Annotated in this window: 29 protein-coding genes; 15 read left to right on the top strand and 14 right to left on the bottom strand. The window is 62.8% G+C overall.

Annotated elements, in window-relative coordinates:
* Nucleotides 1–12 precede the first annotated feature (12 nt).
* The 3 genes from NKI10_RS20760 to NKI10_RS20750 all read left to right on the top strand — a co-directional run bounded on the left by NKI10_RS20760 (nt 13) and on the right by NKI10_RS20750 (nt 950).
* Nucleotides 13–288, top strand: coding sequence for an SH3 domain-containing protein (locus NKI10_RS20760; protein WP_352861735.1), 276 nt, complete (start codon nt 13–15; stop codon nt 286–288).
* Between the two features lie 84 nt (nt 289–372).
* On the top strand, nt 373–651 hold the full coding sequence (locus NKI10_RS20755) for a DUF982 domain-containing protein (RefSeq protein ID WP_032891817.1): 279 nt from the start codon (nt 373–375) through the stop codon (nt 649–651).
* Between the two features lie 59 nt (nt 652–710).
* Nucleotides 711–950 (top strand): DUF2188 domain-containing protein, encoded by a 240-nt coding sequence (locus NKI10_RS20750; protein ID WP_023667535.1) that lies wholly within the window; start codon nt 711–713, stop codon nt 948–950.
* 114 nt (nt 951–1064) lie between these two features.
* On the opposite strand, the gene NKI10_RS20745 is transcribed toward NKI10_RS20750, so the two are convergent.
* Together NKI10_RS20745 and NKI10_RS20740 are read right to left on the bottom strand one after the other, a co-directional pair.
* A complete protein-coding gene (locus tag NKI10_RS20745; RefSeq protein ID WP_023667536.1) occupies nt 1065–1337 on the bottom strand; it encodes a hypothetical protein in 273 nt (90 codons plus the stop codon).
* 64 nt (nt 1338–1401) lie between these two features.
* Entirely contained in the window at nt 1402–2403 is a 1002-nt protein-coding gene (locus tag NKI10_RS20740) for an alpha/beta fold hydrolase (protein ID WP_352861733.1), read from the bottom strand.
* A gap of 173 nt (nt 2404–2576) precedes the next feature.
* Between NKI10_RS20740 and NKI10_RS20735 the strand changes: the two genes are divergently transcribed.
* The 7 genes from NKI10_RS20735 (at nt 2577) to NKI10_RS20705 (ending at nt 6944) form a co-directional block, all read left to right on the top strand.
* Nucleotides 2577–3317 carry a competence/damage-inducible protein A gene (locus tag NKI10_RS20735; RefSeq protein WP_352861731.1) on the top strand — a complete coding sequence of 247 codons (741 nt, stop codon included), beginning with the start codon at nt 2577–2579 and terminating at the stop codon, nt 3315–3317.
* Nucleotides 3318–3414: 97 nt separating this feature from the next.
* Nucleotides 3415–4248, top strand: a complete 834-nt coding sequence (locus NKI10_RS20730) for a universal stress protein (RefSeq protein ID WP_352518643.1) — start codon at nt 3415–3417, stop codon at nt 4246–4248.
* Nucleotides 4249–4335: 87 nt separating this feature from the next.
* Nucleotides 4336–4836 (top strand): xanthine phosphoribosyltransferase, encoded by a 501-nt coding sequence (gene gpt, locus NKI10_RS20725; protein WP_023667540.1) that lies wholly within the window; start codon nt 4336–4338, stop codon nt 4834–4836.
* 209 nt (nt 4837–5045) lie between these two features.
* Nucleotides 5046–5543, top strand: coding sequence for an NUDIX hydrolase (locus tag NKI10_RS20720; protein WP_023667541.1), 498 nt, complete (start codon nt 5046–5048; stop codon nt 5541–5543).
* Between the two features lie 185 nt (nt 5544–5728).
* Nucleotides 5729–6049 (top strand): ArsR/SmtB family transcription factor, encoded by a 321-nt coding sequence (locus tag NKI10_RS20715; RefSeq protein ID WP_023688340.1) that lies wholly within the window; start codon nt 5729–5731, stop codon nt 6047–6049.
* Nucleotides 6046–6510, top strand: a complete 465-nt coding sequence (locus NKI10_RS20710) for an SRPBCC family protein (protein ID WP_023688339.1) — start codon at nt 6046–6048, stop codon at nt 6508–6510. Before NKI10_RS20715 ends, NKI10_RS20710 begins: the two co-directional genes overlap by 4 nt.
* Before the next feature lie 20 nt (nt 6511–6530).
* The gene (locus NKI10_RS20705) at nt 6531–6944 is read left to right on the top strand and encodes a GFA family protein (protein ID WP_023695410.1); all 414 of its coding nucleotides are present in this window, start codon (nt 6531–6533) and stop codon (nt 6942–6944) included.
* A 43-nt stretch (nt 6945–6987) separates the two neighbouring features.
* Here NKI10_RS20705 and NKI10_RS20700 read toward each other — a convergent pair whose 3' ends face one another.
* The 6 genes from NKI10_RS20700 to NKI10_RS20675 all read right to left on the bottom strand — a co-directional run bounded on the left by NKI10_RS20700 (nt 6988) and on the right by NKI10_RS20675 (nt 14039).
* Entirely contained in the window at nt 6988–8793 is a 1806-nt protein-coding gene (locus tag NKI10_RS20700; RefSeq protein ID WP_352861727.1) for an ABC transporter ATP-binding protein, read from the bottom strand.
* Nucleotides 8794–9181: 388 nt separating this feature from the next.
* Nucleotides 9182–9592, bottom strand: coding sequence for a GNAT family N-acetyltransferase (locus NKI10_RS20695; RefSeq protein ID WP_023710609.1), 411 nt, complete (start codon nt 9590–9592; stop codon nt 9182–9184).
* Nucleotides 9593–9662: 70 nt separating this feature from the next.
* Complete coding sequence (locus NKI10_RS20690) at nt 9663–10613, bottom strand: diacylglycerol kinase catalytic domain-containing protein (protein WP_352861725.1); 951 nt, start codon at nt 10611–10613, stop codon at nt 9663–9665.
* Between the two features lie 13 nt (nt 10614–10626).
* Nucleotides 10627–11511 carry an SPFH domain-containing protein gene (locus NKI10_RS20685; RefSeq protein WP_023729837.1) on the bottom strand — a complete coding sequence of 295 codons (885 nt, stop codon included), beginning with the start codon at nt 11509–11511 and terminating at the stop codon, nt 10627–10629.
* Nucleotides 11512–11544: 33 nt separating this feature from the next.
* Entirely contained in the window at nt 11545–13260 is a 1716-nt protein-coding gene (locus NKI10_RS20680; RefSeq protein ID WP_352861723.1) for an NAD+ synthase, read from the bottom strand.
* 62 nt (nt 13261–13322) lie between these two features.
* Nucleotides 13323–14039, bottom strand: coding sequence for a DNA-3-methyladenine glycosylase I (locus NKI10_RS20675; RefSeq protein ID WP_352861721.1), 717 nt, complete (start codon nt 14037–14039; stop codon nt 13323–13325).
* 91 nt (nt 14040–14130) lie between these two features.
* Here NKI10_RS20675 and NKI10_RS20670 point away from each other — a divergent pair, with 91 nt between their 5' ends.
* Both NKI10_RS20670 and NKI10_RS20665 read left to right on the top strand, forming a co-directional pair.
* Complete coding sequence (locus NKI10_RS20670) at nt 14131–14694, top strand: DUF1003 domain-containing protein (protein WP_352861719.1); 564 nt, start codon at nt 14131–14133, stop codon at nt 14692–14694.
* Nucleotides 14691–15299, top strand: a complete 609-nt coding sequence (locus NKI10_RS20665; RefSeq protein WP_023738957.1) for a DedA family protein — start codon at nt 14691–14693, stop codon at nt 15297–15299. Before NKI10_RS20670 ends, NKI10_RS20665 begins: the two co-directional genes overlap by 4 nt.
* Before the next feature lie 3 nt (nt 15300–15302).
* Here NKI10_RS20665 and NKI10_RS20660 read toward each other — a convergent pair whose 3' ends face one another.
* The 3 genes from NKI10_RS20660 to NKI10_RS20650 form a co-directional block, all read right to left on the bottom strand.
* Entirely contained in the window at nt 15303–15890 is a 588-nt protein-coding gene (locus NKI10_RS20660) for a hemerythrin domain-containing protein (RefSeq protein WP_352861717.1), read from the bottom strand.
* A 43-nt stretch (nt 15891–15933) separates the two neighbouring features.
* Nucleotides 15934–16293, bottom strand: coding sequence for a diacylglycerol kinase (locus NKI10_RS20655; RefSeq protein WP_023667554.1), 360 nt, complete (start codon nt 16291–16293; stop codon nt 15934–15936).
* A 75-nt stretch (nt 16294–16368) separates the two neighbouring features.
* Nucleotides 16369–16788, bottom strand: a complete 420-nt coding sequence (locus NKI10_RS20650; protein WP_023738959.1) for a GFA family protein — start codon at nt 16786–16788, stop codon at nt 16369–16371.
* Nucleotides 16789–17126: 338 nt separating this feature from the next.
* Here NKI10_RS20650 and NKI10_RS20645 point away from each other — a divergent pair, with 338 nt between their 5' ends.
* The 3 genes from NKI10_RS20645 (at nt 17127) to NKI10_RS20635 (ending at nt 19431) form a co-directional block, all read left to right on the top strand.
* Complete coding sequence (locus NKI10_RS20645) at nt 17127–18197, top strand: GGDEF domain-containing protein (RefSeq protein WP_023681555.1); 1071 nt, start codon at nt 17127–17129, stop codon at nt 18195–18197.
* 105 nt (nt 18198–18302) lie between these two features.
* Entirely contained in the window at nt 18303–18701 is a 399-nt protein-coding gene (locus NKI10_RS20640) for an MbcA/ParS/Xre antitoxin family protein (RefSeq protein ID WP_023681556.1), read from the top strand.
* Nucleotides 18661–19431 carry an RES family NAD+ phosphorylase gene (locus NKI10_RS20635; RefSeq protein ID WP_352861714.1) on the top strand — a complete coding sequence of 257 codons (771 nt, stop codon included), beginning with the start codon at nt 18661–18663 and terminating at the stop codon, nt 19429–19431. Before NKI10_RS20640 ends, NKI10_RS20635 begins: the two co-directional genes overlap by 41 nt.
* Before the next feature lie 58 nt (nt 19432–19489).
* Here the strand turns inward: NKI10_RS20635 and NKI10_RS20630 are convergent, their stop codons facing one another.
* The 3 genes from NKI10_RS20630 to NKI10_RS20620 form a co-directional block, all read right to left on the bottom strand.
* Nucleotides 19490–20863, bottom strand: a complete 1374-nt coding sequence (locus NKI10_RS20630; RefSeq protein ID WP_352459085.1) for a class II 3-deoxy-7-phosphoheptulonate synthase — start codon at nt 20861–20863, stop codon at nt 19490–19492.
* 135 nt (nt 20864–20998) lie between these two features.
* Nucleotides 20999–24496 carry a transcription-repair coupling factor gene (gene mfd, locus NKI10_RS20625; RefSeq protein ID WP_027050383.1) on the bottom strand — a complete coding sequence of 1166 codons (3498 nt, stop codon included), beginning with the start codon at nt 24494–24496 and terminating at the stop codon, nt 20999–21001.
* 10 nt (nt 24497–24506) lie between these two features.
* A complete protein-coding gene (locus tag NKI10_RS20620) occupies nt 24507–24794 on the bottom strand; it encodes an FAD assembly factor SdhE (RefSeq protein WP_023681561.1) in 288 nt (95 codons plus the stop codon).
* Nucleotides 24795–24957 lie beyond the last annotated feature (163 nt).

Genomic DNA, 24957 nt, shown 5'->3' with positions numbered 1-24957 from the left:
GCTGCGCCGACGGTGGTCGCGCTGTCGTTCGCCGCGTCGTCTCCGGTCGGCGCGCAATATTACGAAGGAACGGTGCACGGCCTGTCCAGGCACTACGATCTCGATACCGGCAGCGGGTTTCTCGCTGTGCGCGCACGGCCGAACTTGTCGTCGCGCATGATCGGGCAATTGTTCAATGGCGACCACACCGAGATTTTCGACCGCCGCGGCAACTGGTACCAGGTCGAAATCGGCGGACGGACCGGCTGGGCCAACGCCCGCTGGCTGCGCAACGACTGCGGTTACTGAGACCAACGATTGCTGTTGGTGAGACGTTTGGGCGCAGGCTGACGGCCATTTTTGCAACCATATTGGCTGCTTTGCGTTGCGGCCATCATGGATAACAAACCTTTTGAAACCCCGGTCGTGGTCGAACTCGGCCATGTCGGCAAATATCGCCAGATCCGCAGCACCCAGGAAGCGGCGGAGTGTCTGATGACGGTGTGGCCGCTCAACCGCGGCCCGCGCCATCGTGATGCTCTCGACACTTGCCTCAAAGTGCTGGAAGGTTATCGTTCGACGGCCGATGCACGCAGGGCTTTGATCGAAGCGGCCAAGGAATCGGAAGTGCTGGTTCCCGAAGACCGGCTGCCAGACGCCAAGTTGCATTGAAGCCCAAATGGCATTGAAAAACGGGCCGCATTGAGCGGACGGACGAACCGGAGGATTTCATGGCGAAGCTGACTTACAAGATCGTCGAGCATGACGGGGGCTGGGCCTACAAGGTCGGTTCGACATTCTCGGAGACATTCCCGACCCACCAGGATGCGCTGCGCGCCGCCGAGATCGCCTCGGCCGAACAGCAGATCGCCGGCGCCACGGACGGCATCCAGTATGAGGATGCCGAAGGCAAGTGGCACGACGAACTGGCCGACGGCCGCGACCGGCCGCAGACTGAAGTTTCCGACTGATCTTTGCCCCTCAGCTTTCGCTGCCGGCCGTGGATGCTCGCCTAAGCAATTCCTAGGGAATTGCGTCAAAACAAACAGGCGGGACATCCTGCCGGTCAGTCGCCCGCGGCTTGATCACTTGCCGCAATATTGATCGTTCACGTTGGGCCTCACATTTCCATAGGGTCCTGACGGGTCGGAGGCGCACGGCCCCGTAGCGCCGCCATAGCCTTGGCTGCCGTCGGCATTGATGCTGCCGGTGGTGCTCTGGTCGACGGTCGATGACTGCTCGTTCCCGAACGGCCACCAACTGTGATGGTTGGAATACGTGCCGTCCGATGACTGGGCCATCGCCGATGTGGCAAGACCGATCGTCAGCACGGATGCTGCAAAGACTTTCCTGTACATTGAATTACTCCGTATCCGCCGCCTTGGGTGCGACACGGGGTAAACCGGATATCAGCCGAATGGTTCAGTGAAATTGTTGTGAGGCTGTGGTGAGGTCTTGGCCGGCGAATGCCCGCTCGGCAATGCGCTTGATGAAGGCGATGACGCGGTCCGGCTCGACGAATTGCGGCATGTGGCCGAGGCCTTCGACCGCCTCGAAATCAAGGCCTTCGATCCTGTCCTTCATCGGCTCCCCATGTATGCGCATGGCGATGACGCGATCGGCTGTCCCGAAGAAAATCCCGGCCGGCATGGCGATCTCTCCATAGCGCTCTTCGATGCGGCCAAGATCCTCTTCGACCGCCACGAAATCGGTGGAGGTCGCATGGAAATGGACAGGCCGCAGCCCGAGCCATCCGCCGCAATTGACCATATAGTCGGCGGGAACGGCCTGCGGCGAGAAGATGAACTCCAGTGTCTGCCGCGCATATCTGAGGCTTGTCGGTATCGCGACGGTGTAGGCCATGATCCAGCGCCAAAGCCGCGAACGGATATAGAGCAGGCCCGCTTTCTCGCGGACGCCGGCTTCCAGATGCGTCAGCGGCGCCAGCAAAGCGATGCCGGAAATCGCGCCGGGATGTTCCACGGCCAGGGTCAGCGCGACGGCGCCGCCCAGGGAATGCCCGACCACAAGCGGCCTTTCCAGCGCGAGCGTTTCGATGAAGCGCCTTATGATCTCGGCCTGCTCAGGCAAGCGGCCGGTGGCTCCTTTGGCCCGCACCGAATAGCCCGATCCCGGCCGGTCGAGCGCGATCAGCCGGCAACCGGGGCCGAAGCGGTTGAACAGCGTGTGCTGGAACTGATGAAGCTGGGCGCCAAGTCCGTGCACGAACAGGATCGGCCGTCCCTCGCCCGTTTCGACATAATGGATGCGGCTGCCGTCGATCTCGACGAAGTTTCCGCTGGCCGGCACCAGCCTTTCGGCCTTGGCGGCAATCCAGAGCGTTGCCGCGACCAGGCAGGCTACGATGACGAGAGCCAGCACGGACAGGCCGGCAACAAGCCATAGCAGAATCGATACCAGCATGTTTCACCCGGGAGCGGACCGGCGCGCACCATCACCCACTGACGAACGCTCGGCAAGGCAGATGGCGGCTTGTGTCGGCATTGCCGCCAGTTCGATGTCGCGCTATCTCAGGCGACCTTCTTTCTGCCTCAGGCGACCTTGTCTGCCAACGGGCCTGTTTGCCGGAGCCTTCCATGCCTGAAATCGTCACTGCCGCCATGCTTGTCATCGGCGACGAGATTCTGTCCGGCCGCACCAAGGATAAAAATATCGGCCACCTCGCCGACATCATGACGGCCATCGGCATCGACCTGAAGGAAGTGCGGATCGTTCCCGACGAGGAGGACGAGATTGTCGCTGCGGTGAATGCCGTGCGCGCCCGCTACACCTATGTCTTCACCACCGGCGGCATTGGCCCAACGCATGACGACATCACCGCCGATTCGATTTCCAAGGCTTTTGGGGTGCCGTGCGAATACGACGCCAAGGCCTATGCCATGCTGGGCGAGAGCTATGCCGCGCGCGGCATCGAATACACCGAGGCCCGCAAGCGCATGGCGCGCATGCCGCGCGGCGCCGACCATATCGACAATCCGGTCTCCGTCGCGCCCGGCTTTCGCATCGGCAACGTCCATGTCATGGCCGGCGTGCCGGCGATTTTCCAGGCCATGCTCGACAATGTCGTGCCGACGCTGAAGGCCGGCACCAAGATGCTGTCGGCCACCGTCCATTGCCCGTTCGGCGAAGGCCTGATCGGTGGTCCCTTGGGCGATATCCAGAAGGCGCATCCCGACGCCATCATCGGCTCGTATCCGAAATATGGCGACGGCAAGTTCTGGACGGAGCTGGTCGTCCGCGCCCGCAGCCAGAAGGCGCTGGATTCGGCACGCAGGGACGTCGAGGCGATGGTGGCCGGCTTCACCGCCGCCAATTGACCCTGGGTTCGCGGCCCATCGCCGGGCCGGAACCAAGCACCGCACTCCCACGTTTTCCCTCGCGCGGAGCACGCGCGGCAGATTTGAGGGATTTCGCATGCGCTTCAAGACCATCGTCGCCATATTGCAGAACGAACAGGACGCCGAACGCGTGCTCGACTGCGCCATCCCGCTTGCCGATCGGTTCGAGAGCCATCTGATCGGCATCCATGCCGAAGCGCTGCCCGTTCCCTACACCTCGGCAACCGGCTTCCCCGACACTGAGTTCCTGCAGGTCTCCGCCGACATGAACCGCGAGCGCGCCGAGAAATTGCAGACGCTTTTCGTTCGGCGGATCGAGAATTCCGGCCTTTCCTTCGAATGGCGCAGCCTCGAGAGCTTTTCCGGCGACAGCGCGCTGACGGGTATTTCCAGCGTGCGCGCCGCCGATCTGATTATTGCCGCGCAGCGCGAGACCGGGGGCGACACGAGCGCCGATGTCGACACGCTGGTTTACGATGCCGGCCGGCCAGTGCTGGTGGTGCCGCATGAGGGGCCGTTGGTCACCACATTCAAACATGTGCTGCTGGCCTGGAACGGCAGCAAGGAGGCGGCGCGTGCCGCCTTCGACGCGCTGCCCTTCATCATCGAGGCCGAAAAGACCGACATTCTGGTCATCGATCCGCCGGATACGCTGGATGACAACCCGGAAGCCGCCGGCGCCGAGATCGCCGCGGCACTCTCCAGGCATGGCGCAACGGTCAGCGTGTCGGTGCAGAAATCGGGTAATGCTTCGGTCGATGACGTCATCCAGACCCGGATCGCCGAGACCGGAGCCGACCTTCTGGTGCTCGGCGCCTACAGCCATTCCTGGCTGCGTCAGCTTTTGTTCGGCGGCGTCACGCGCACCGTGTTGCGCAGCGTGCCGGTTGCGGCCTTTTTGTCGCGGTAACTCCACAGACTGGCCCCGCCCTTGCCAATGCCCTGACTTTCCAGTTAATTCCGCGCGCATTCCACAATGGTGCGCGCGGAGTGCAGAATGTCCCTTCCCGAAAAAGCCTTTCCGGTCTCCTGGGACCAGTTCCACCGCGATGCCCGGGCGCTCGCCTGGCGGCTTGCCGGCGCCAACAAGGGACAGTGGAAGGCCATCGTCTGCATCACCCGTGGCGGCCTGGTTCCCGCCGCCATCATCTCGCGCGAACTCGGAATACGCGTCATCGAGACGGTCTGCGTCGCCTCTTATCACGACTACACCAGCCAAGGGCAGTTGCAGGTGCTGAAGGAGATCACCCCGGCGCTGCTCGCCGATGATGGCGCGGGCGTGCTGATCATCGACGACCTCACCGACACCGGCAAGACGGCAGGCATCGTGCGCGCCATGATGCCCAAGGCGCATTTCGCCACCGTCTACGCCAAGCCGAAAGGCAGGCCGCTGGTCGACACCTTTATCACCGAAGTCAGTCAGGACACCTGGATCTACTTTCCCTGGGACATGGGTTTTACCTACCAGAAGCCGATCGCCGACGATCACGCAGGCTGATTCGCGCCAGCCCCCATTTCTGCCCAGACGGCCAAACCCGCCCCGTTTGCTATGAAAACAGGCACTGGAAGGGACAATATTCTGTCGAATCGACAGCTGTTGGCGGAGTTTGACGGGTCGGTGTGATGTTTTTTACTTTTAAGACTTACACTTGTCGGTAAGATTCATACGGCGGCTAACGATTCTGAGGGCTGGGGTAGCTTTCACTGATGCTGACGACACCGGCGACACACGACCATCTGGCTGAAAGGGTCCGCAAGCTCTTCGGCACTTCGCCTTGTCGCCTGCAGGTTGCCGCTTTGCCATGGCGCAATAACGAAGACGGCGTCGAGATCATGCTGATCACCAGCCGAGACACCGGGCGTTGGGTGCTGCCGAAGGGCTGGCCCGAGGCCAGGGAGCCGCTCTGCGAGGCAGCGGCGCGCGAGGCGGGCGAGGAAGCCGGATTGCGTGGCAAGATTTCGCTTTTCGAGGCCGGTCGTTACTTCTACGCCAAGGCCCTCGCGTCCGGCGAGGAAGTCCCTTGCGAAGTGCTGGTGTTTCCGCTGCAGGTCGAGCACGTTGCCGACCGCTGGAAGGAAAAGCGCGCGCGCACCCGCAAATGGGTCAATGGGGCCGAGGCCGTACGCATGGTCAACGAGCCGGACCTCTGCCAGATCATCGCCCATTTCTGCGCCGATCCCGACAAGTTCGTCGTTAGAGCCTAGCTCACAGCCACCGCTGCATAGTCCTGCGCGCCCGCACCGGTTCTTGCCCCGATTCCGGGCTCGGTGCTTCGCTCCGCGCGCCAGCAATCCGACACTATAAATCCCTCCCCTTCAGGCCAAGCTTAGCCACAGCTTGACATGCAGGTATTTACCTGCATATTGTGTCTTCAAGATGAGTGAGACCGATGGACGCCGACAAGGTTTTCAAAGCGCTGGGCGACCCGACCCGCAGAAGGCTGCTCGATCTTCTGTGTGAGAAGAACGGCCAGACGCTCGGCGAGCTTTGCCAAAACCTCGACATGGCAAGGCAATCCGCGACCCAGCACATCGATCTTCTGGAGGCGGCCAATCTGATCAGCACGGTCAAGCGTGGCCGAGAGAAGCTGCATTTCATCAACCCCGTGCCGCTGCACGAAGTCTACGAGCGGTGGGTGCGAAAATTCGAACGGCAGCGGCTGAGCCTGCTGCACGACCTGAAACAAGAACTCGAAGGAGACGACCAATGACCCGGGAAACCACCAGTTTTGTCTACGTGACCTACATCAGATCGACGCCACAAAAGGTGTTCGAAGCCATCACCAGGCCCGATATCGCCAAGCGCTACTGGGGCCACGAAAACGTCTCCGACTGGAAGCCCGGCTCGAAATGGGAACACATCCGCGCCAATGACGAACGGACCGTCGAACTCGTTGGCAAGGTCGTCGAAATCTCGCCGCCAACCCGGCTGGTCATGAGCTGGGCCAACGCCTCGCAGGCCGACGATCCGACCAAGCACAGCCAGGTGACGTTCGCCATCGAGGAATACGACACCATGGTCAAGCTGACCGTCAGCCATGACGAGCTCGAAGCCGGCAGCGGCATGGCCAAGGGCATCAGCCAAGGTTGGCCGGCCGTGCTGTCCAGCATGAAATCCTTCCTCGAAACCGGCACAGGCATCGACCTGTTCGCCAAGCCGAAATCGGCCTGAAGCAACCGCGGAGAACGATGATGACCAGGCACTTTACCGGCGGCTGCGCCTGCGGCGCGATCCGCTATGAGGCCAGCGGCGAGCCGATCTTTCAGAACCACTGCCAATGCCTCGATTGCCAAAAGCGCAGCGGTACTGGCCATTGTTCCTATGTGACCTTCGGCCGGCGCGCTGACGTAAAGATCACCGGCGAGCCGAGCACGTGGCGGATGATCGCCGACAGCGGCAATGAAAAAGCCCAGGCCTTTTGCCCGACCTGCGGCACGCCGGTCTACGTAACGTTCGTCGCCATGCCGGAGGTGACGGCTATCCAGGCCACGAGCCTCGATGATCCCGGCCAGTTCGACCCGCAGGCGGTCACCTACACCGTGCGCGGCCACGCCTGGGACACGATCGACCCAGCGCTTCAGCCATTCGAGCGAATGCCTGGATGAACCAGGCAGAGCCCTATCCCTCGGATAGGGCTCTGCGTTCAGCTCAGATCACCAGGCCCTTGGTCAGTTCCAGCGCCTGCCGCTCGAACAGGCGGCGGTAGATGCCGCCCTTCAGCCGGATCAGCTCGTCATGCGAGCCTTCCTCGACGATCTTGCCACGGTCGAACACGAGCAGCCTGTCCAGCGCCCGCACCGTCGACAGACGGTGCGCGATGACCAGCGTCGTGCGGCCAACCATCAGCCGCTCCATCGCCTGCTGGATCAGCACTTCCGATTCCGAATCGAGGCTCGATGTCGCCTCGTCCAGGATCAGGATGCGCGCATCCGCCAGGAAGGCGCGCGCGATCGCCACCCGCTGGCGCTCGCCGCCCGACAGTTTCACGCCGCGTTCACCGACCAGCGTGCCGTAGCCCTTCGGCAGGCCGGTGATGAAGTCGTGCGCGCTGGCGACCTTGGCGGCATGCTCGATCTCGGCCTGCGTGGCGTCCGGACGGGCATAGGCGATGTTTTCCGCCAGCGAGCGGTGGAACAGGATGGGCTCCTGCTGGACGATGGCAATCTGCGCGCGCAGCGACGCCTGTGCAACCTGGGAGATGTCTTGGCCATCGATCAGGATCCTGCCGCCGCTGACATCATAGAGACGCTGGATCAGCTTCACGAAGGTCGTCTTGCCCGAGCCGGAATGGCCGACCAGTCCGACCCGCTCGCCCGCCGCTATCTCCACCGAAAAGTCGCGGTAGAGCGGCAAGCGATGGCTACCATAGTGGAAGGTGACGTTATCGAAGGCGATGTGGCCATGCGTGATCCGGATCGGCTTGGCGCCGGGCCGGTCCTCGACGCCGAGCGGTTGCGACTGGAAATCGACCAGTTCCTCCATGTCGTTGACCGAACGCTGCAAATTGCGGATATGCGTGCCGATGTCCCTGAGGTAGCCCTGCAGCACGAAGAACGAGGTCAGCACGAAGGCGACATCGCCCGCACTTGCCTGGCCCCAGGCCCACAGCATCAGCGACAGGCCGATTACTGCCGTCCGCAGCACCAGCAGCATGGCGCCTTGCGTCGTGCCGTTGATGGTGCCGCGCGCCCAGGTGCGGCTGGTCCGCGCGCGCCATTTGGCGACGACCTTGGCAAGCCGCGTTTCCTCGCGCGTCTCGGCGCCGAAACCCTTGACCACGGCATTGCAGCTCACGGCATCGGCAAGCGAGCCGCCAAGCCGCGTATCCCAGCTGTTGGCGAGCCGTGCCGCGGGCGCGACATAGCCGAGCGACGGCAGCGCCGTCACGGTGATGAACAGCAGCGAGCCGACTGCCACGACCAGCCCCATCAGCGGCCAGAACCAGCCGAGCAGCAACGTCGAGCCGACCAGCATGGCGACCGACGGCAGCAACGCAATCAGGATGGTGTCGTTGAGCAGGTCGAGAGCCCACATGCCGCGCGTGACCTTGCGCACCGTCGATCCGGCAAAGCTGTTGGCGTGCCAGTCGGTTGAGAAGCGCTGCACGCGATGGAACGCGTCGGCGGCGACGTCGGCCATCATCTTCAGCGTCAGCTCGACAATACCCATGAAAGCCAGGTTGCGCAGCACCACGCCGGTCAGCGCCAAAGCGATGAGCGCGGAGAACGCCGCCATTGCCGCATTCCACGCGACATCGTCAGCCAACGCACTGCTGGCGACGGCGTCGACCAGCCGGCCGGAATAGAGCGGCGTCAAGACGTCGGCCAGGGTCGACAGCAGGAAGCTGCCCATGATCAGCGAAAGCCGCCACGGCTGGCGCCGCCAGTGGCTGAGCGTGAAGCTAAGAACGCTGCGAAAGGCGCTTGCACGCAGATCGATTCGGAAACGAGCCATGTTGTCATCCGGGCGCAAATCTGCCCGGTCCCGGTAAGGTCTGAAATTGAAAACCGCGCTGGGCAATTCGCCCGGGGCTGCGGAGGTTCGGCATAGGTGGCGGCGCGCCCGATTTGCCGGGTGGCGACCGGCATCGGCAGAAGCCTGTGCTCGACCCGGCATCGGTGCGAAGGACAAACCTTCGCCGGACGCCAGGTGAGACCTAGGCTTCGCGGCCTCGCATTACCATGTGAAATACTGCCATTCGGACCTCCCGCAAGGCACTTGCGGAGCGGTCCTTATAGAGACGCCATGAAGGATCGCCAAGGCCGGGCACGTGGCAAAGCGTAACTGGTCCAACCAGTGAGGTTATCTTGCAACAACAGCCGGTCAACCCCCTCGCTATGCCTCATTCCGGGTTGCGATCGAGGCGCATGTAGCGGCCGTCGATCGATGCCTTGAAGCCCAGCTTCTCATAAAGGCCATGCGCGTCACTGGTCGACAGGCTCCAGTGCGAGACCGTGCTGAGTTCAGGGTGGTTGATGAGCGCCCGCACCAGTTGCGTGCCAATGCCTTGGCCGCGATGCTGCGGCCAGATGATGATGTCGGCGAGATAGGCAAACACCGTACGGTCGGTGATGGCCCGGCCAAAACCGACTTGGTTCCCATCGATATAGGCCGCGGTGCAGAACGAGTTGGCAAAAGCGCGGCGATGAAACTCATCGCTGCGGCCGGCGCCCCAATAACTCGCCATCAACAGGTCGGAGGTCGCCCGGAAGTCGATCCGTGACATGTCGAAGCTGATCTCAGAGTCGGGCATGGTGCCTCGCAAAGAATGAGGGCGGCCGAATTTCGGTCCGGCCCGTGGTTTGGTTACCGACCTGGCGCGCTTACGGCACCACGAGATAGGCCTTCTGGTCGGCGATCGCGATGGTCACGTCGGTGCCGGAATTGAACTCGACGAAATCGAGCTCCATCCCGTCGCTGAAGATTACGCCGCCCCTGCTCTGCCGCGAAGAAACCACCAGCGGCCGGTCGCGGGTGATGACGCCATGCACAAGCGACACGCCGGTCGTGTTGCTCGGAAACGGTTCGCGCACCGAAAAGAACAGCTGTTCGCCTTCGCGGTCATAGCCTTGCGGCGGCACGGACGGCACGGAGTTGTCACCATAGGCCGCAGCCAGTCCCGCGGCGCCCGCCATCACCGAGCGTAGCCAGCCGGTAGAGCCGGCGCCCGTGGAGATGATAATGCCGCTCGACGACTGGCGCTCGGTCCTGCCGCCATAGGTCAATTCGTAGCGCGCCGAGACATGCGTCGAGGCGCCAACGAACAGATCGTTGAAGGCGATCAGCCGGCGTCCGTCATTGGAGCGCGCTTCGGCCATCACCACCGCCTGGCGCTTCGCCTTGCCGGCGATCGTCAGGCCGAGGACCTTTTCGGTATCGTCGGCATTCCACGGCAGCAGCACGCCGTCGAAAAGCGCCGGGTTCGGGTTGATGCCGATCAGCGGCTGGTACGGGAGGTACTTCGCGGTGTTGGACACCAGCCCGTCCTGACCGAGCGCGATCACCGCGTCGGAGCCGAATTCGAACTGCGGTACCAGTTCGCGGTCGAGCCGCAACTGTTTGAGGCCTTGGGGAAGCGAACCCATCACCCGGTCGAGCGCCTGGTGATAGACGTCATGCGCCGCCTTGACCGGGTCGAAATTCATGCCGGCCTGCCGGAGATAAAAGCGCGCCTGTCCCTGCGTGTTGAAGCGCGTCGTCAGCTCCTCCAGCTCGGTCTTGCGGGTGACGACGATCACCCGGTCGATCGGCCTGCCGCTCTGGTCGCTTGCCACCCGTGCTTGCCTTTCAGGACCCGGCTTTCGGCGTGGAAAGCTGGCTGAGCGCGCTGGTGAGCATGTCAGGCGTGATCGACAGATTGCCGACCGAACCGCCCTTTTCCGCCCAGGCCTTGAAGGCCATCGCCGTCAGCACGTGGGCGGGCGCCGACGAATAGACGGTCAGTTCCAGCTGCTGCGCCTTGGCTTGCGCCTCGGCAAGCGTCAGCTTGTTGCGCGCTTCGGTGTCGACCAGCAGCTTGTTGCGTTCGGCAAGCTCGATTTCGGTCGCCAGTTCGCTCTGCTTGATCTCGCGCTCCTTCTCCACGCCCCAGGCACGGCGCCCATAGATCGCGGCATCGGCCTGGCGCTGCAGCGCCTCGCGATATTCGGTCTGGAGCGCCTTGCGGATCTCCGGCGTCGGCTGGACCGAGGTGATGTGGACCTCCTCGATCGACAGGCCGGCGGTCGCGGCAATCGGATCGTTGCGCAGCAGTTCGGCCAGATTGCCACCGAGCTTGGTCACCTCGGCCAGCGCCTGTTCCAGCGTCATGCTCGAAACCACCGCGCGGGCGCGGCTCTGTATCGCCAGCACCAGGCGTTCGGCGATCTTCTCACGGCCGTCGCCAACAACGTCGGAACGGCTGAGCTTGGCGCTGAAATCAAAACCTTCGGCTGCCTTGAGCGGATCGATGATGCGGTAGCTGACCGACCCCTGGATTGCCAGATCCTGGAAATTCGCCGTCGTCTCGGTGAAGATGAAGGGGTTATCGAGCGACGTCACCGGCACCATCGCTATCGTGGTGCCTAACGTGCCGTACCAGAAGGAGATGCCGCGCCCCTGCTCCCTGATCTTGCCGTTCTTGAAGCGCAGGATGTGATACTCAGGCGTTCCCTTGAAATAGCTGATAAACATGCGCCCCCCAAGGTTCATCAATTTAATCAGATGTTAGCCGCGATCCCTGAAACGGTTGGTGATGGGATAGCGGCGGTCGCGTCCAAAATTCTTACGGGTGATCTTCACACCCGGCGCCGCTTGCCGGCGTTTGTACTCGGCAATGTAGAGCAAATGTTCGACGCGCGTCACCGTCGCCCGGTCGTGGCCGCGCGCGACGATGTCGTCGACGCCCATTTCGTTCTCGACCAGGCATTCCAGAATGTCGTCCAGCACCGGATAGGGCGGCAGCGAATCCTGGTCGGTCTGGTTCTCGCGCAATTCCGCCGACGGCGCCTTGTCGATGATATTCCTGGGGATCACCTCGCCTGAGGGACCGAGCGCGCCCGGCGGCACATGGCTGTTGCGCCAGCGCGACAGCGCATAGACCTGCATCTTGTAGAGGTCTTTTATCGGGTTGAAGCCGCCATTCATGTCGCCATAAAGCGTGGCGTAGCCCACCGACATCTCGCTCTTGTTGCCCGTGGTGACGACCATCGAGCCGAACTTGTTGGAGATCGCCATCAGGATCGTGCCGCGCGCGCGGCTCTGTAGATTCTCTTCGGTGATGCCTTCCTTGGTGCCTTCAAAAAGCTGCGCCAGCGTGTGTAGGAAACCCTCGACCGGTTCGAAGATCGGCACGATGTCATAGCGGCAGCCAAGCGCACGGGCGCAATCCTCGGCGTCCTTCAGCGAATCCTCCGAGGTATAGCGGTAGGGCATCATCACCGCCCGCAGCCGCTCCTCGCCGAGCGCATCGACGGCCAATGCGGCGCAGATCGCCGAATCGATGCCGCCGGAGAGACCCAGCACGACGTTCTTGAAGCCGTTCTTGTTGACGTAGTCGCGCAGGCCGAGCATGCAGGCGCGGTAGTCCGCCTCCTCGCGCTCGGGGATTTTCGACATCGGCCCTTCCGAGCAGACCCAGCCGTCAGAGTTATCTGCATTTTGCGCGCCTGCGGCGACACGGCTGCGCTTCCAGGTGGTGACGTCGACAGTTTCCTCGAACTGGCTCATCTGGAAGGCGAGCGTCTTGTCGGCGCCGATGGCAAAAGAGGCGCCGTCGAAGATCAGCTCGTCCTGGCCGCCGATCTGATTGGCATAGATCATCGGCAAACCGGTCTCGATGACCTGGCGGATAACGACCTGATGGCGCACGTCCATCTTGGCGCGGTAGTAGGGCGAGCCGTTCGGCACCAGCAGGATTTCCGCGCCGCTCTCGGCCAGGGTTTCACAGATGCCGACGTCGCCCCAGATGTCCTCGCAGATCGGAATTCCGATGCGCACACCGCGGAAGTTGACGGGTCCCTGAGCCTCGGGGCCGGCCTGAAAGACGCGCTTCTCGTCGAACTCGCCATAGTTTGGCAAATCGAGCTTGTAGCGCTCGGCGAGGATCTTGCCGCCATCGGCGATGATGATCGAATTGTGGGTGCCGCTCTTGCGCATCAGCGGCGTGCCGATGATGACGCCCGGCCCGCCATCGGCGGTATCTCCGGCGAAGTCTTGCGCGGCCTTCTCGCAAACTTTGAGGAAGGCCGGCTTCAGCACCAGGTCCTCCGGCGGGTAACCGGCAAGGAAAAGCTCGGTGTAGAGCACGATGTCGGCGCCCTGGCGGGCGGCATCGGCCCTCGCCTCGCGCGCCTTGGCAAGGTTGCCGGCGACATCGCCGACCGTCGGGTTGAGCTGGGCAACGGCGATGCGCAGAATATCGGGTGCGGTCTTCTGGGTCATGCCTGCGGTTTAGCGCGGCAAATTTGCCCGGGCAATGGCGTTCGTTTGGACCAATTCGGTGATCAGTCATCGCCCATATATTCGCGCAGCGATTGCGGCGAATGGTTCTCTCCGATCGACATCGCCAGAATGCGAGAGATGTGCCGGCGCGGCAGGCCGGTTTCCTGCGCCCATTTGTTGATCTGCGCCTGAATCCTGTCGAGATCCCTCTTCGACGTCGGACTTTCGGCGATGTCGAGGCCGGCGTCACGCAAAGCCGCGACCATATCGGCCGAGATGACGAAGGCGTCCCATTGCAGCCAACGCAGGAAATACTGGCCGGTGTTGCCGCCAAGCCGGCTGCCATGCTTGCCGAGATACGCCATCAGCCCGACCTGGTCGTCGTCAGGCCACTCCGCGAGGAATTTGCCGAAACCGCCATGTTCCTTCGACACACGCTCAACGAAGGCGGCGTTGTCGCGGACGGATTTGATCTTCTGCGGGTTGCGCACAATGCGTTGATCAGCCGTCAGGTCGTGCCAGAAGTCATCAGGTTGAAACAACAGCCGTTTCGGCTCGAAATGGAGAAAGGCTTCCTCGAACCCGGGCCATTTCTGTTCGATGACGCGCCAGACGAAGCCGGCGGCAAACACCCGCTCGGCCATCGTCGACAGGATGCGATCGTCCGTAATGTCGGAAACAGCAGCATTGTCAGACGCCGGCCCGAGCAGCGAGGTCAGCACCGCGTCGCCGCCTTTGCGTTTTGCAGCACGGGCGCGAATCTTCGCGAAATCGGGCATCCTGCATCCTCGCGCCGCGCTTTTGACGAAACGCCATCTTCCTATATGCAAACAAGGCTGCCAAGCCGACGCTTTTCCTATGGAGACATCCATGCACGAGACCGTGCCAGAACTTGCCAACCGCTGGTTGAGGCGAACGCCTGAAACCCTCAGCGAGCTCGAGCGGCGGGTGTTGCAGAGCACTGTCGACCGCAAGCCCATCTCGCAGGATATCAACGACAGCCTCACCGGCCTTCAGGGCGCCGGCGACCGGATCGCCGATGCCATTGCCCGCATCGGCGGCTCGTGGACGTTCATCCTGTCCTTCATTGCTTTCCTGGTGCTGTGGATCGGCGCCAATTGGTGGCTGCTGGGACGAGACTCATTCGATCCCTACCCCTTCATCTTCCTCAATCTCGTGCTGTCGATGATCGCCGCCCTGCAGGCGCCGGTGATCATGATGTCGCAGAACCGCCAGGCCGCGCGCGACCGCATCGACGCCGCGCATGACTATGAGGTCAACCTCAAGGCCGAGATCGAGATCATGGCTCTGCATGAAAAGCTGGACGAACTGCGCCACAGCCAGATCATCGGCGTGCGCGAGGACATTGCGCGCCTGGCCGAACAGGTGAACCGCATAGACGAAAAACTGTCGGGCCGGCAAACCTCTCAATGACCGGGATCGTCCATCACCTCATCGAGCAATACGGGTTGATCGCGGTTTTCCTGGGCTGTGTCGCCGAAGGCGAAAGTGCGGCCATCCTCGGCGGCTTCTTCGCCCATCAGCATGTCTTCATCCTCTGGAAAGCTTTCCTCGCGGCCGCCATTGGCGCCTTCGTCGGCGACACGTTTTTCTTCGTCCTCGGCCGCAGCTTTGCCGACCATCCCAGGGTGCTGAAACTGAAGGCGAGGCCCGGCTTCAACCACGCCTACCGTCTCGTCTCGTCCCATCCCAACATATTCGTCCTGTCCAACCGCTACATCTATGGCCTGCGCCTGGTCGGCGGCATCGCGGCCGGTTTCGCCAGCATTTCGGTAGCGCGCTTCGTTATCCTCAACGCGGTGTCGTCGCTGGTCTGGGCGGCTTTGTTCTGCGGCATCGGCTACGTCTTCGGTCTCGGCGCCGAGCAGATGATAGGCAAGGCACTGCTCCATCACGAACGGCTGCTGATCGCGCTTGCCATAGGTCTGGGTGTCGCCATCCTTGCCTGGCTCATCGCCCGCACCGTCGCCGGCAGGGAGCGCGCCAAGGACGCCCGCGACAGCGAAACCACATCGTAAGGTTCAGTCGTCGTCCTCGACCAGAGCCCGGTCGCCGCGATCGAGGATCAGCGGGATGATGAGATCTTCCTCGTCGGCCAGATGCCGCTTCAGCATGGCGATCAGCCGGCTGTTCTCGTCCGCATAGGCGTCGGCGGCGAAGCGCTGCCTGTCCTCGCTCTCCTCGAGCGTGCGGATGAAGGCGTTCGCCGTCTCGGCGTTGCGCTCCAGCCCCTCATGAATGGTGTGATGGTCGGCATCGAGGATTTCGAAGCCGCGCTTCAGGCGCGGCTCCGCCTTGGCGAAAGCCGGGAAATATTGGTAGTCCTCGACATTGTGGTGACCGTCGAGATTGCCGAGGAAATGGTTGAGGCGTGGCGCGAACCAGCGCGCGAAATGCGGCGCCGCCAGCCTGCCTTCGCGATAGTCGCCAATGCCGTTGGTGAGCATGCCGCCCAGCTCTCGGAACATGTCGTGCCGCTGCAGCCACATGTTTGCCATGCCGTGGATGTTGGCGTGGCCCTGCCATGTCTCGCGCGGATATTTTTCCGCCAGCCAGCGCAGGTCTTCCGGCAGGCCGGCTCTTTCAAGCAGCAGAAAATTGGCTTCCACGACGTCAGTCTCCTTTGGTGACTAACATATGGGAGCGTTCAGATCAGATCGGTAGTCCCGTGATGCGCTCGATGAGGGCGATTCCCCAGACGCCGGCGACGATAACAACCGAAATCAGCACCGCCAGCGAGCCGCAGTCCTTGGCGAGCTGGATGTCGACGTTGAACTCGCGACTGAAGGCATCGCAGGCTGCCTCGATGCCGGTGTTCAGCACTTCGACCATGATGAGCAGCAGCACCGCGCCGATCAACAGCGCGTAGCCGCGCCACGAGACCGAGACGAACCAGCCGAGCGGCAGCGCCAGCACCAGCAGCATCAGTTCCTGCTGAAATGCCCTTTCGCTGGCGGCGAGCTTGCGAAAGGCTCGCACAGAATTGAAGTAAGCACCGATCAGCCGCTGCATGCCGCATCCCCTTCGAATCACCGGCAGGGGATATCGCAATGGCTGGATGAAGGGAATAAGGCAGGCGCCGCAAAATCACTCCTCCGCAACCTTGGTCGTCGGCGTCGACTTCTCGAACTGCGGCAGTCCATCGTCGATCGTATAGTAGTCGCCCTTGTCGCCGACAAAGATGTGGCATTGGCCTTGGAGCCCGGTCGGGTTGTCGAACGATCCGGCCAGAACTGAGACATAGGCATCCTGACCCGGCTTCCAGAACAGCACCGAGCCGCAGATCTTGCAAAAGCCGCGCTTGGCAAAGGAAGACGATTCGTACCAGCTGATGTTGTCGGCGCCGGTTATCGTGATGTCGCCGTCGGCGACGTTGGTCGCGGCGTAAAAATGCCCGCTCTGCTTGCGGCACTGCGAACAGTGGCAATAAATGACGCCGCGCAACGGCCCTCGCGTCTGGAAACGCACTGCTCCACACAGGCAAGATCCGCTGTGGTTGTTGCTCATCCCTGCCTCCACCGTCCATCGTTCACGGCTTCGCCGCTGGCCGAGAGGATTTCAGTTTTGCCGCAGCCGGGCACCGGCAAATGCGACATGGGGTGGGCGTGTTCGGACCTGACCTCAGGATCTTTGCAAACCATTTCTGCAGCCTGCGGTAGAACGGACGCGTTACCTGGCGGCACATTAAGGAAACTTTAGCGCCGGCGCATCTATGGTCGTGGCCAAGCGAATGTCGCGATTGGGGACGTGTCTTTCGCAGGATGATCCGAAATACGGCTGGCACTCTCCGGTCGGCGGCATCTCGCACGGTCTGCGATGGTTCCCAGAGGCAGAGTGAACAGAACATGCAGCCGGCAGCCGTCCAGACCGACCGAAACAGCGACATTGCAACAGCCGTTGTGGCGACCATGCGTCAGCTCGGCGTGCTTGGCCTGCCGCGCAATTACGAAATCTTCTACGAAGCACTGAAAGGCACCAATCGCGAACTCGGCCTGGCCGTCGTCGCGCTGGGCAACCAGCCGACGCAGGACGATCTCGACCGCATCGGCCGCGCTTTCTTTGCCCAGCATCACGGTCCCGGCATTGTCGAGCAGGCGCGCGACGTGCTGGCCAGGGAACTCGAGGACATCGCCTTGCTGCTGCGCAGCGAACGTAGCCATATCGAGAAATACGGCAAGATCCTCGATGAGACATCGAGTGGCCTCGCCAACCGCAGCCTGCTTTCGCAGGATCTGCTGCAGAAGGTCGCCAGCGCCATGGCGGCGGCCACCAACTCGACCCTCGACCACGGCAAGCAGGTTGCAACCACGCTGAGCGACAAGACGGCGGAATTGGAGAGCGTCAAGTCGAAGCTTGAGGAGTACAAGCGGCTCGCCGACACCGACCCCTTGACCCATATCTGGAACCGCCGCGCCTTCGACAAGCAAATCACGGCGATTTACACCTCCAACAAGGGGATCCTGTTCAACGCCCTGATCCTTGCCGACATCGACCATTTCAAGGGTGTCAACGATCGCTACGGCCACCCGGTCGGCGACAAGATCATCCAGATCGTCGCTGAAATCTTCCAGACCAGCATCCGTGAAGACATGTTCGTAGCCCGCACCGGCGGCGAGGAATTCGCGCTGATCGTCGAGGGCGCCAGCGAGGATACCACTTACGAGATCGCCGAACGCATCCGCGTGCTGATCGAACAGACGCCGTTCACCAGCAGCCAGACCGGCGCCAATTACGGCACGGTGACCGTTTCCATGGGCATCTGCATGGCTTCCGAAGCGGAAAGCCCGGAGGATCTCTACACCAAGGCGGACCGGGCGCTCTACCGCTCCAAGGTTGGCGGGCGCAACCGCGTCACCCGGCACTCGACAATGGCCGGCCGCACCGGCAAGAACTGGCTGCTATACAAGAAAGACTGACGCTTCGGCGTGCAGCCAATTCCCGGGCACGGGCAAATTTATCGGATCCCGCCTCTTTCCATATGAATTTTCGTGGACTATATTTTCCATGGAAAGAGAGAGGCCATGTCTGTTACACAACCCAATGCTGCCGCCCCTGATCTGACCGCGAAGGCGGCCGAAAATGCGGTTCTGACCAAGGCCACGCTGCGCGCCGCCGAACTCTTGGATATAACCGCCAGGGTGCTTGCGTCGATCATCGGCGTCTCGGAAGCCACGGTTTCACGCATGCGCAGGCAGGAATTCCTGCTGGAGCGCGGCACCAAGCCGTTCGAACTCGCGGTGCTGTTCGTGCGGCTGTTCCGTTCGCTCGACGCCATTGTCGGCGGTGACGAGACGATAGCCCGGGCATGGCTGAAGAACGCCAATACCGCGTTCGATGGCAGCCCGCTTGAAAAGATCCTCACCATTACCGGGCTTGTCGATGTCATTGCCTATCTGGACTCCCGACGCGCTCTCGTCTGAAGCCGTCCGGCTCGACGGCAAATACTGGCGCATGGTCGAGGCGCAGCACCGCGTCTCGACCCTGAAGATCGTTGACACGCTGGACGAACAGGCGCTGCTCGAGGATCTGATCGAGGAGACCAAGCCGCAGATCCCCATGGAATGCAGGCATCTCCACTATCTCTTGGCGACGCCCTTCCGCTACGGCTCGATCTATCCCTACGGCTCGCGCTTCCGCCGCGCCGGCCGCACTCTTGGCGTCTACTATGCGGCGGAGACGATCATGACGGCGGTCGCCGAAATGGCCTTCTACCGCCTGCTGTTCTTCGCCGATTCGCCCGACACGCCATGGCCGCACGACGCCGCCGAATACACCGCCTTCGCCGCCGCGATCCGTACCGACAAGGCCATCGACCTGACGCGGCCGCCGCTCGACCGCGACCGGGCCCATTGGAGGCATCCGACCGACTATGCCGCCAGCCAGGCGATTGCCGATGTCGCTCGCGAGGTCGGGCTGGCGGCGATCCGCTACCGCTCGGCGCGCGATCCGAAGGGCACCAATGTAGCGCTGCTGACATGCCGCGGTTTTGCCAAGGCCAAGCCGCTGGAGCCGCATACCTGGCGCATCCGGCTCGGCTCGTTCGGCGTCCAGGCCATCTCAGAATTTCCGGAGAAGCGGATCGAGTTTTCCAGAACTGCCTTTGCCAACGATCCCCGGCTCAACGGATTGCGCTGGGAACGCGGGCGTTGATCAAAACGAAAAAGCGCCGGATCTCTCCGGCGCTTTCCACTTCAATCTGAAAACGGGTTCAGCCGTTGGCCGCCTGCTTGTGCTGCACGGGATGGCTCTTCTTCAACAGGTCGGAGACGAGGAAAGCCAATTCGATCGCCTGGTCGGCGTTGAGGCGCGGGTCGCAATGGGTGTGGTAGCGGTCCTGCAATTCCTCGGCGGTGATGGCGCGGGCGCCGCCGGTGCATTCGGTAACATTCTTGCCGGTCATTTCGACATGGATGCCGCCGGGATGCGTGCCTTCGGCGCGATGCACCTCGAAGAAGGTCTGCACTTCCTTGAGGATGCGGTCGAACGGGCGCGTCTTGTAGCCGGCAGCCTCGATCGTATTGCCGTGCATCGGGTCGGACGACCACACGACGCTGCGACCTTCCTTCTGCACCGCGCGCACCAGCTTCGGCAGATGGTCGGCGACCTTGTCGGAGCCGAAGCGGGCGATCAGCGTCAGCCGGCCCGGCTCGTTCTCCGGATTGAGCAGGTCGATGAGCTCCAGCAAGCCGTCCGCTGTCAGCGACGGACCGCATTTGAGGCCGAGCGGGTTCTTGATGCCGCGGCAATATTCGACATGCGCATGGTCGGGCTGGCGGGTACGGTCGCCGATCCAGATCATGTGGCCCGACGTTGCGTACCAGTCGCCCGAGGTCGAATCGACGCGGGTCAGTGCTTCTTCATAGCCAAGCAGCAGCGCTTCGTGGCTGGTGTAGAAGTCGGTCTCGCGCAGCGCGTAATTGGTCTCGGAGGTGATGCCGACGGCCTTCATGAAGTCCATCGTCTCGGTGATGCGGTTGGCGAGCATGCCATACTTCTCGCCTTGCGGGCTGTCGGAGACGAAGCCCAGCATCCAGCGATGCACATTCTCCAGGCTGGCGTAGCCGCCTTGGGCGAAGGCACGCAGCAGGTTAAGCGTCGCCGCCGACTGGCGGTAGGCCATTTCCTGGCGGGCCGGGTCGGGAATGCGCGACTTCGGGTCGAACTCGATGCCGTTGATGATGTCGCCACGGTAGCTTGGCAGCGTCACCTCGCCCTTGGTCTCATTGTCAGACGAGCGCGGCTTCGCGAACTGGCCTGCGACACGGCCGACCTTCACCACCGGCTGCGCGCCGGCAAAGGTCAGCACCACCGACATCTGCAGGAAGACGCGGAAGAAGTCGCGGATGTTGTCGGCGCCATGTTCGGCGAAACTCTCGGCGCAATCACCGCCCTGCAGAAGGAATGCGTCGCCGGCAGCGACAGCCGCAAGCTGCTTCTTCAGCTTGCGCGCCTCACCGGCAAAAACCAGCGGCGGAAAGGTGGCGAGCTGGGCTTCCGTGTTCTTCAGCGCGGCGAGGTCCGGATAGGCAGGAACCTGCTTGATCGGCTTTGCTCTCCAAGAATTCGGCGACCATTTCGTCATCGCTGCACCCAAACGCTCTTTCCAGCAGGCTTTTGCCCGCCATTCCCGCCCCATATGGGGATGGCGGCTCCATACACGAAGCCGATTTCCTATTCTAGACCGGAATTCAAGCGCTGGCGAATGGTAGCCGGCGGGCTATGCGGCCTTCTCCACCAGCCGCGCCAACTGCGTCATGACGACAGCCGAGCCCGCCAGGCGCTTTTCCGCCGTCGGCCAGTCGCGGATGAAGACCACGCTGTGGTCGGCCCTGATCTTGGCCAGCGAGCCCTGTTCGCCGATGTACTTGACCAGCCCGACCGGGTTCGAAAACTCGCGCTTGCGGAAGTGGATGACGACGCCCTTGGGGCCGGCATCGAGCTTTTCGACATTGGCCCTCCGGCAGAGTGCCTTGATGAAGACGATCTTGAGCAGATGCTTCACTTCCTCCGGCAGCGGGCCGAAGCGGTCGATCAGCTCGGCGCCGAAAGCATCGATCTCCTCGGTGCTTTCGAGATCGCCAAGGCGGCGGTAGAGCGCCAGCCTGAGCTGCAGGTCCGGCACATAGCTTTCCGGGATCATGACCGCCGTGCCCACCGCGATCTGCGGCGACCAGCCGCCATCCTGCACCTCACCGGAATCCTTCACCTCGGCCACCGCCTCCTCCAGCATCTGCTGGTAGAGCTCAAAGCCGACCTCCTTGATGTGTCCGGATTGTTCTTCGCCGAGTAGATTGCCGGCGCCCCTGATGTCGAGGTCGTGGCTGGCGAGCTGGAAGCCGGCGCCAAGCGTGTCCAGCGATTGCAGCACCTTCAGCCGGCGCTCGGCGGTGTCGGTGAGCTTGCGATTGGCCGGCAGCGTGAACAACGCATATGCCCGCACCTTGGAACGGCCGACGCGGCCGCGCAGCTGGTAGAGCTGCGACAGGCCGAACATATCGGCGCGATGGATGATCAGCGTGTTGGCGGTCGGAATGTCGAGCCCGGATTCGACGATGGTGGTCGACAACAGCACGTCGTACTGGCCGTCATAGAAGGCGTTCATGATGTCGTCGAGTTCGCCCGGCGGCATCTGGCCATGGGCCACCGCCACCTTCAGCTCGGGGACGGATTCGCGCAGGAAATCATGGATTTCGGCGAGATCGCTGATGCGCGGAACGACATAGAAGGAATGGCCGCCGCGGTAGCGTTCGCGCAGCAGCGTCTCGCGGATGACCAGCGGGTCGAAAGGCGAGATGAAGGTGCGCACCGCCATGCGGTCGACCGGCGGCGTGGCGATCAGCGACAGTTCGCGCACGCCGGTCAAGGCAAGCTGCAGCGTGCGCGGGATCGGCGTCGCCGACAGCGTCAGCACGTGGACGTCGGTCTTGAGGTCCTTCAGCCGTTCCTTGTGCTTGACGCCAAAATGCTGCTCCTCGTCGATGATCAGCAGGCCGAGATTCTTGAACGAGATCGCCGACCCGAGCAGTGCATGGGTGCCGATGACGATGTCGACCTGCCCCTCGGCGATGGCTTTCTTGGTTTCCGCCAGTTCCTTGGCGCCGACCAGCCGCGAGGCCTGGCCGACGCGGATCGGCAGGCCGGAGAAGCGCTGCGAAAAAGTCTTGAAATGCTGGCGCGACAACAGCGTCGTCGGCACCACGACCGCGACCTGGAACCCTTCCATCGCCGCGATGAAGGCGGCGCGCAACGCCACTTCGGTCTTGCCGAAGCCGACATCGCCGCAGATCAGCCGGTCCATCGGCTTGCCGGCGCCGAGATCGTCCACGACGGCATCGATCGCGCCCTGCTGGTCGTCGGTCTCCTCATAGGGAAAGCGCGCCGAGAATTCGCCGTAAAGCCCTTCCGCCGGCACCATGGGCGGCGCGGTACGCATCTGGCGCTCGGCGGCAATGCGGATCAACTGTCCGGCCATGTCGAGCAGGCGCTTCTTCAGCCGCGCCTTGCGCGACTGCCAGGCGCCGCCGCCGAGCTTGTCCAGCGTCGCCTCGGCTGTGTCAGAGCCGTAGCGCGACAGAAGCTCGATGTTTTCCACCGGCAGGAACAGCCGGTCGTCGCCGGCATAGTGGATTTCCAGGCAGTCATGCGGCGCGCCGACCGCCTCGATGGTGCGCAGGCCGATGAAGCGGCCAATGCCGTGATCGGCGTGGACGACGATGTCGCCGGCCGACAGCGACGAGGCCTCGGCGATGAAATCCGACGCGCGCTTCTTGCGCTTCGAGCGGCGGATCAGCCGGTCGCCCAGAATGTCCTGCTCGGCGACGACGACCAGCTGTTCGGTCTCGAAGCCGGATTCCAGCGGCAGCACGGCGAGTACCGCCTGCCCCGGCTCGAGCTTTTCCGCCTCGGCCAGCGTCGCCACCGGCACGAGATTGCCGAGATGGTGCTCGGCCAGGATCTGGCCCAACCGGTCGAGCGAGCCTTCGGTCCAGCCGGCGACGATGACCCGGCGGCGCGCCGCGCGCTCGTCAGCGATGTGTTTTACGACGACATCGAAGACGTTGATGTTTGGGTCAGCCCGTTCCTCGGCAAAGCTGCGGCCATGGCGCGAGCCGCCATGGAAGACCTTCTTGGCCCCGACATCGGGCGCGTCGAAGGCGGTGAAGTCGATGGCTTCGCGCGGTCCGAGCGACGCCACGAGGTTTTCCGGTGAGAGATAGAGCAGGTCCGGCGCCACCGGCTTGTAGGGCACGGCGTCCTTCAACGCGGCGTCGGCCTGTTTGCGGCGCGCTTCGTAGTGGTCGAGGATTAGCGTGTGACGCTCAGCCAGCGCTTCGTGCGCCAGATGGTCGAAGATGACAGGCGCATCCGGCAGATAATCAAACACTGTCTCCAGCCGCTCGTAGAACAGCGGCAGCCAGTGCTCCATGCCGGCAAAGCGCCGCCCTTCGCTCACCGCCGCATAAAGGCCGTCGTCGCGCTGCGGCGCGCCAAAGGCTTCGATATAGGAGCGGCGGAAGCGGCTGATGGTTTCGGGGGTCAGCGCCACTTCACTCATCGCCTGCAGCGCCATCGACTTGCGCTGGCCGGTGGTGCGCTGCGTGGCGGCGTCGAAGACGCGGATCGATTCCAGCGTGTCGCCGAAGAAATCGAGCCGCAGTGCTTCCGTCCAGCCGGGTGCGTAGAGGTCGAGGATGCCGCCGCGCACGGCGAATTCGCCGATACCGCGCACCGTCGGCACTCGCTCGAAGCCGGAAATCTCCAGCCGGGACACCAGCGCGTTCATGTCGATTTGGTTGCCGGGCTTTGCGTGGAAAGTCTGCGCTTCGACCAGATCGGCCGGCGGAATGCGCTGCAGCAGCGCATTGGCAGTGGTCAGGATGACCGCGCGATGCGGCTTTTTTGCCAGCGCGATCATTGCCGTCAGGGCGTCGAGCCGCTTGGCGGCGGCATCGGAGCCTGGCGAAACGCGGTCATAGGGCAGGCAATCCCAGGCCGGCAACTCCAGCACCGGCAGGCCGGGGGCGGCAAAGGTCAGCGCCTCGATGATCGACGGCAGGCGCTGGCCGTCGCGCGCCACGAACAGCACCGGTTTGTCAGGCGCAATCTCATGGATCGCCTGCACCAGCGCAAAGGCTTCGTAGCCATCGGCAACGCCGTCGACGATGAACTGGCCGGCACGGCCTTTCGGCAGACCGATTTTGGGAATGAGGCTCATGGTTGCACGTTTAAAATGTCATGGTCCGGCGCGATGCCAGGATCTTTTGCAGGACGGCACAGTCGATATTCCTGGGAACCGGGCGTTCGCCGGTGACCATGGGCAGGAATTCGGTGTCGGGGATGTCGAGGAGCCTTTCATATTGGTCGATTTCATCGCCGGTCAAGGCGCCGATCTCGTTGTCGGCAAACGTACCGAGGATAAGGTCCATCTCGCGCATCCCGCGATGCCAGGAGCGGAACAACAGCTTGCGGCGCCTGATATCCAGCCCCTCGCTTGATCGTTTCGTCCCGGTCATCGTGCCGCATCCTTGCTTGGTGCGGCGCATATAGCGTGGATAGAGGGCGGTGTCAGCCTTGCAACGCACGGGTGGGCGGCTAAACATCCCTGGTGTGAAGAACACTCCTGACAACGCTGGTGCCGGACACCGCCCGCACTTCACCCTCCCCCTTGTGGGGAGG

Origin of the sequence: Mesorhizobium sp. M0802, from assembly GCF_040320115.1 — a bacterium.
In the GTDB taxonomy this organism is placed as follows: domain Bacteria; phylum Pseudomonadota; class Alphaproteobacteria; order Rhizobiales; family Rhizobiaceae; genus Mesorhizobium.
Note: the sequence above shows the minus strand (reverse complement) of the source record. Positions and strands in the feature narration are given on the sequence as shown.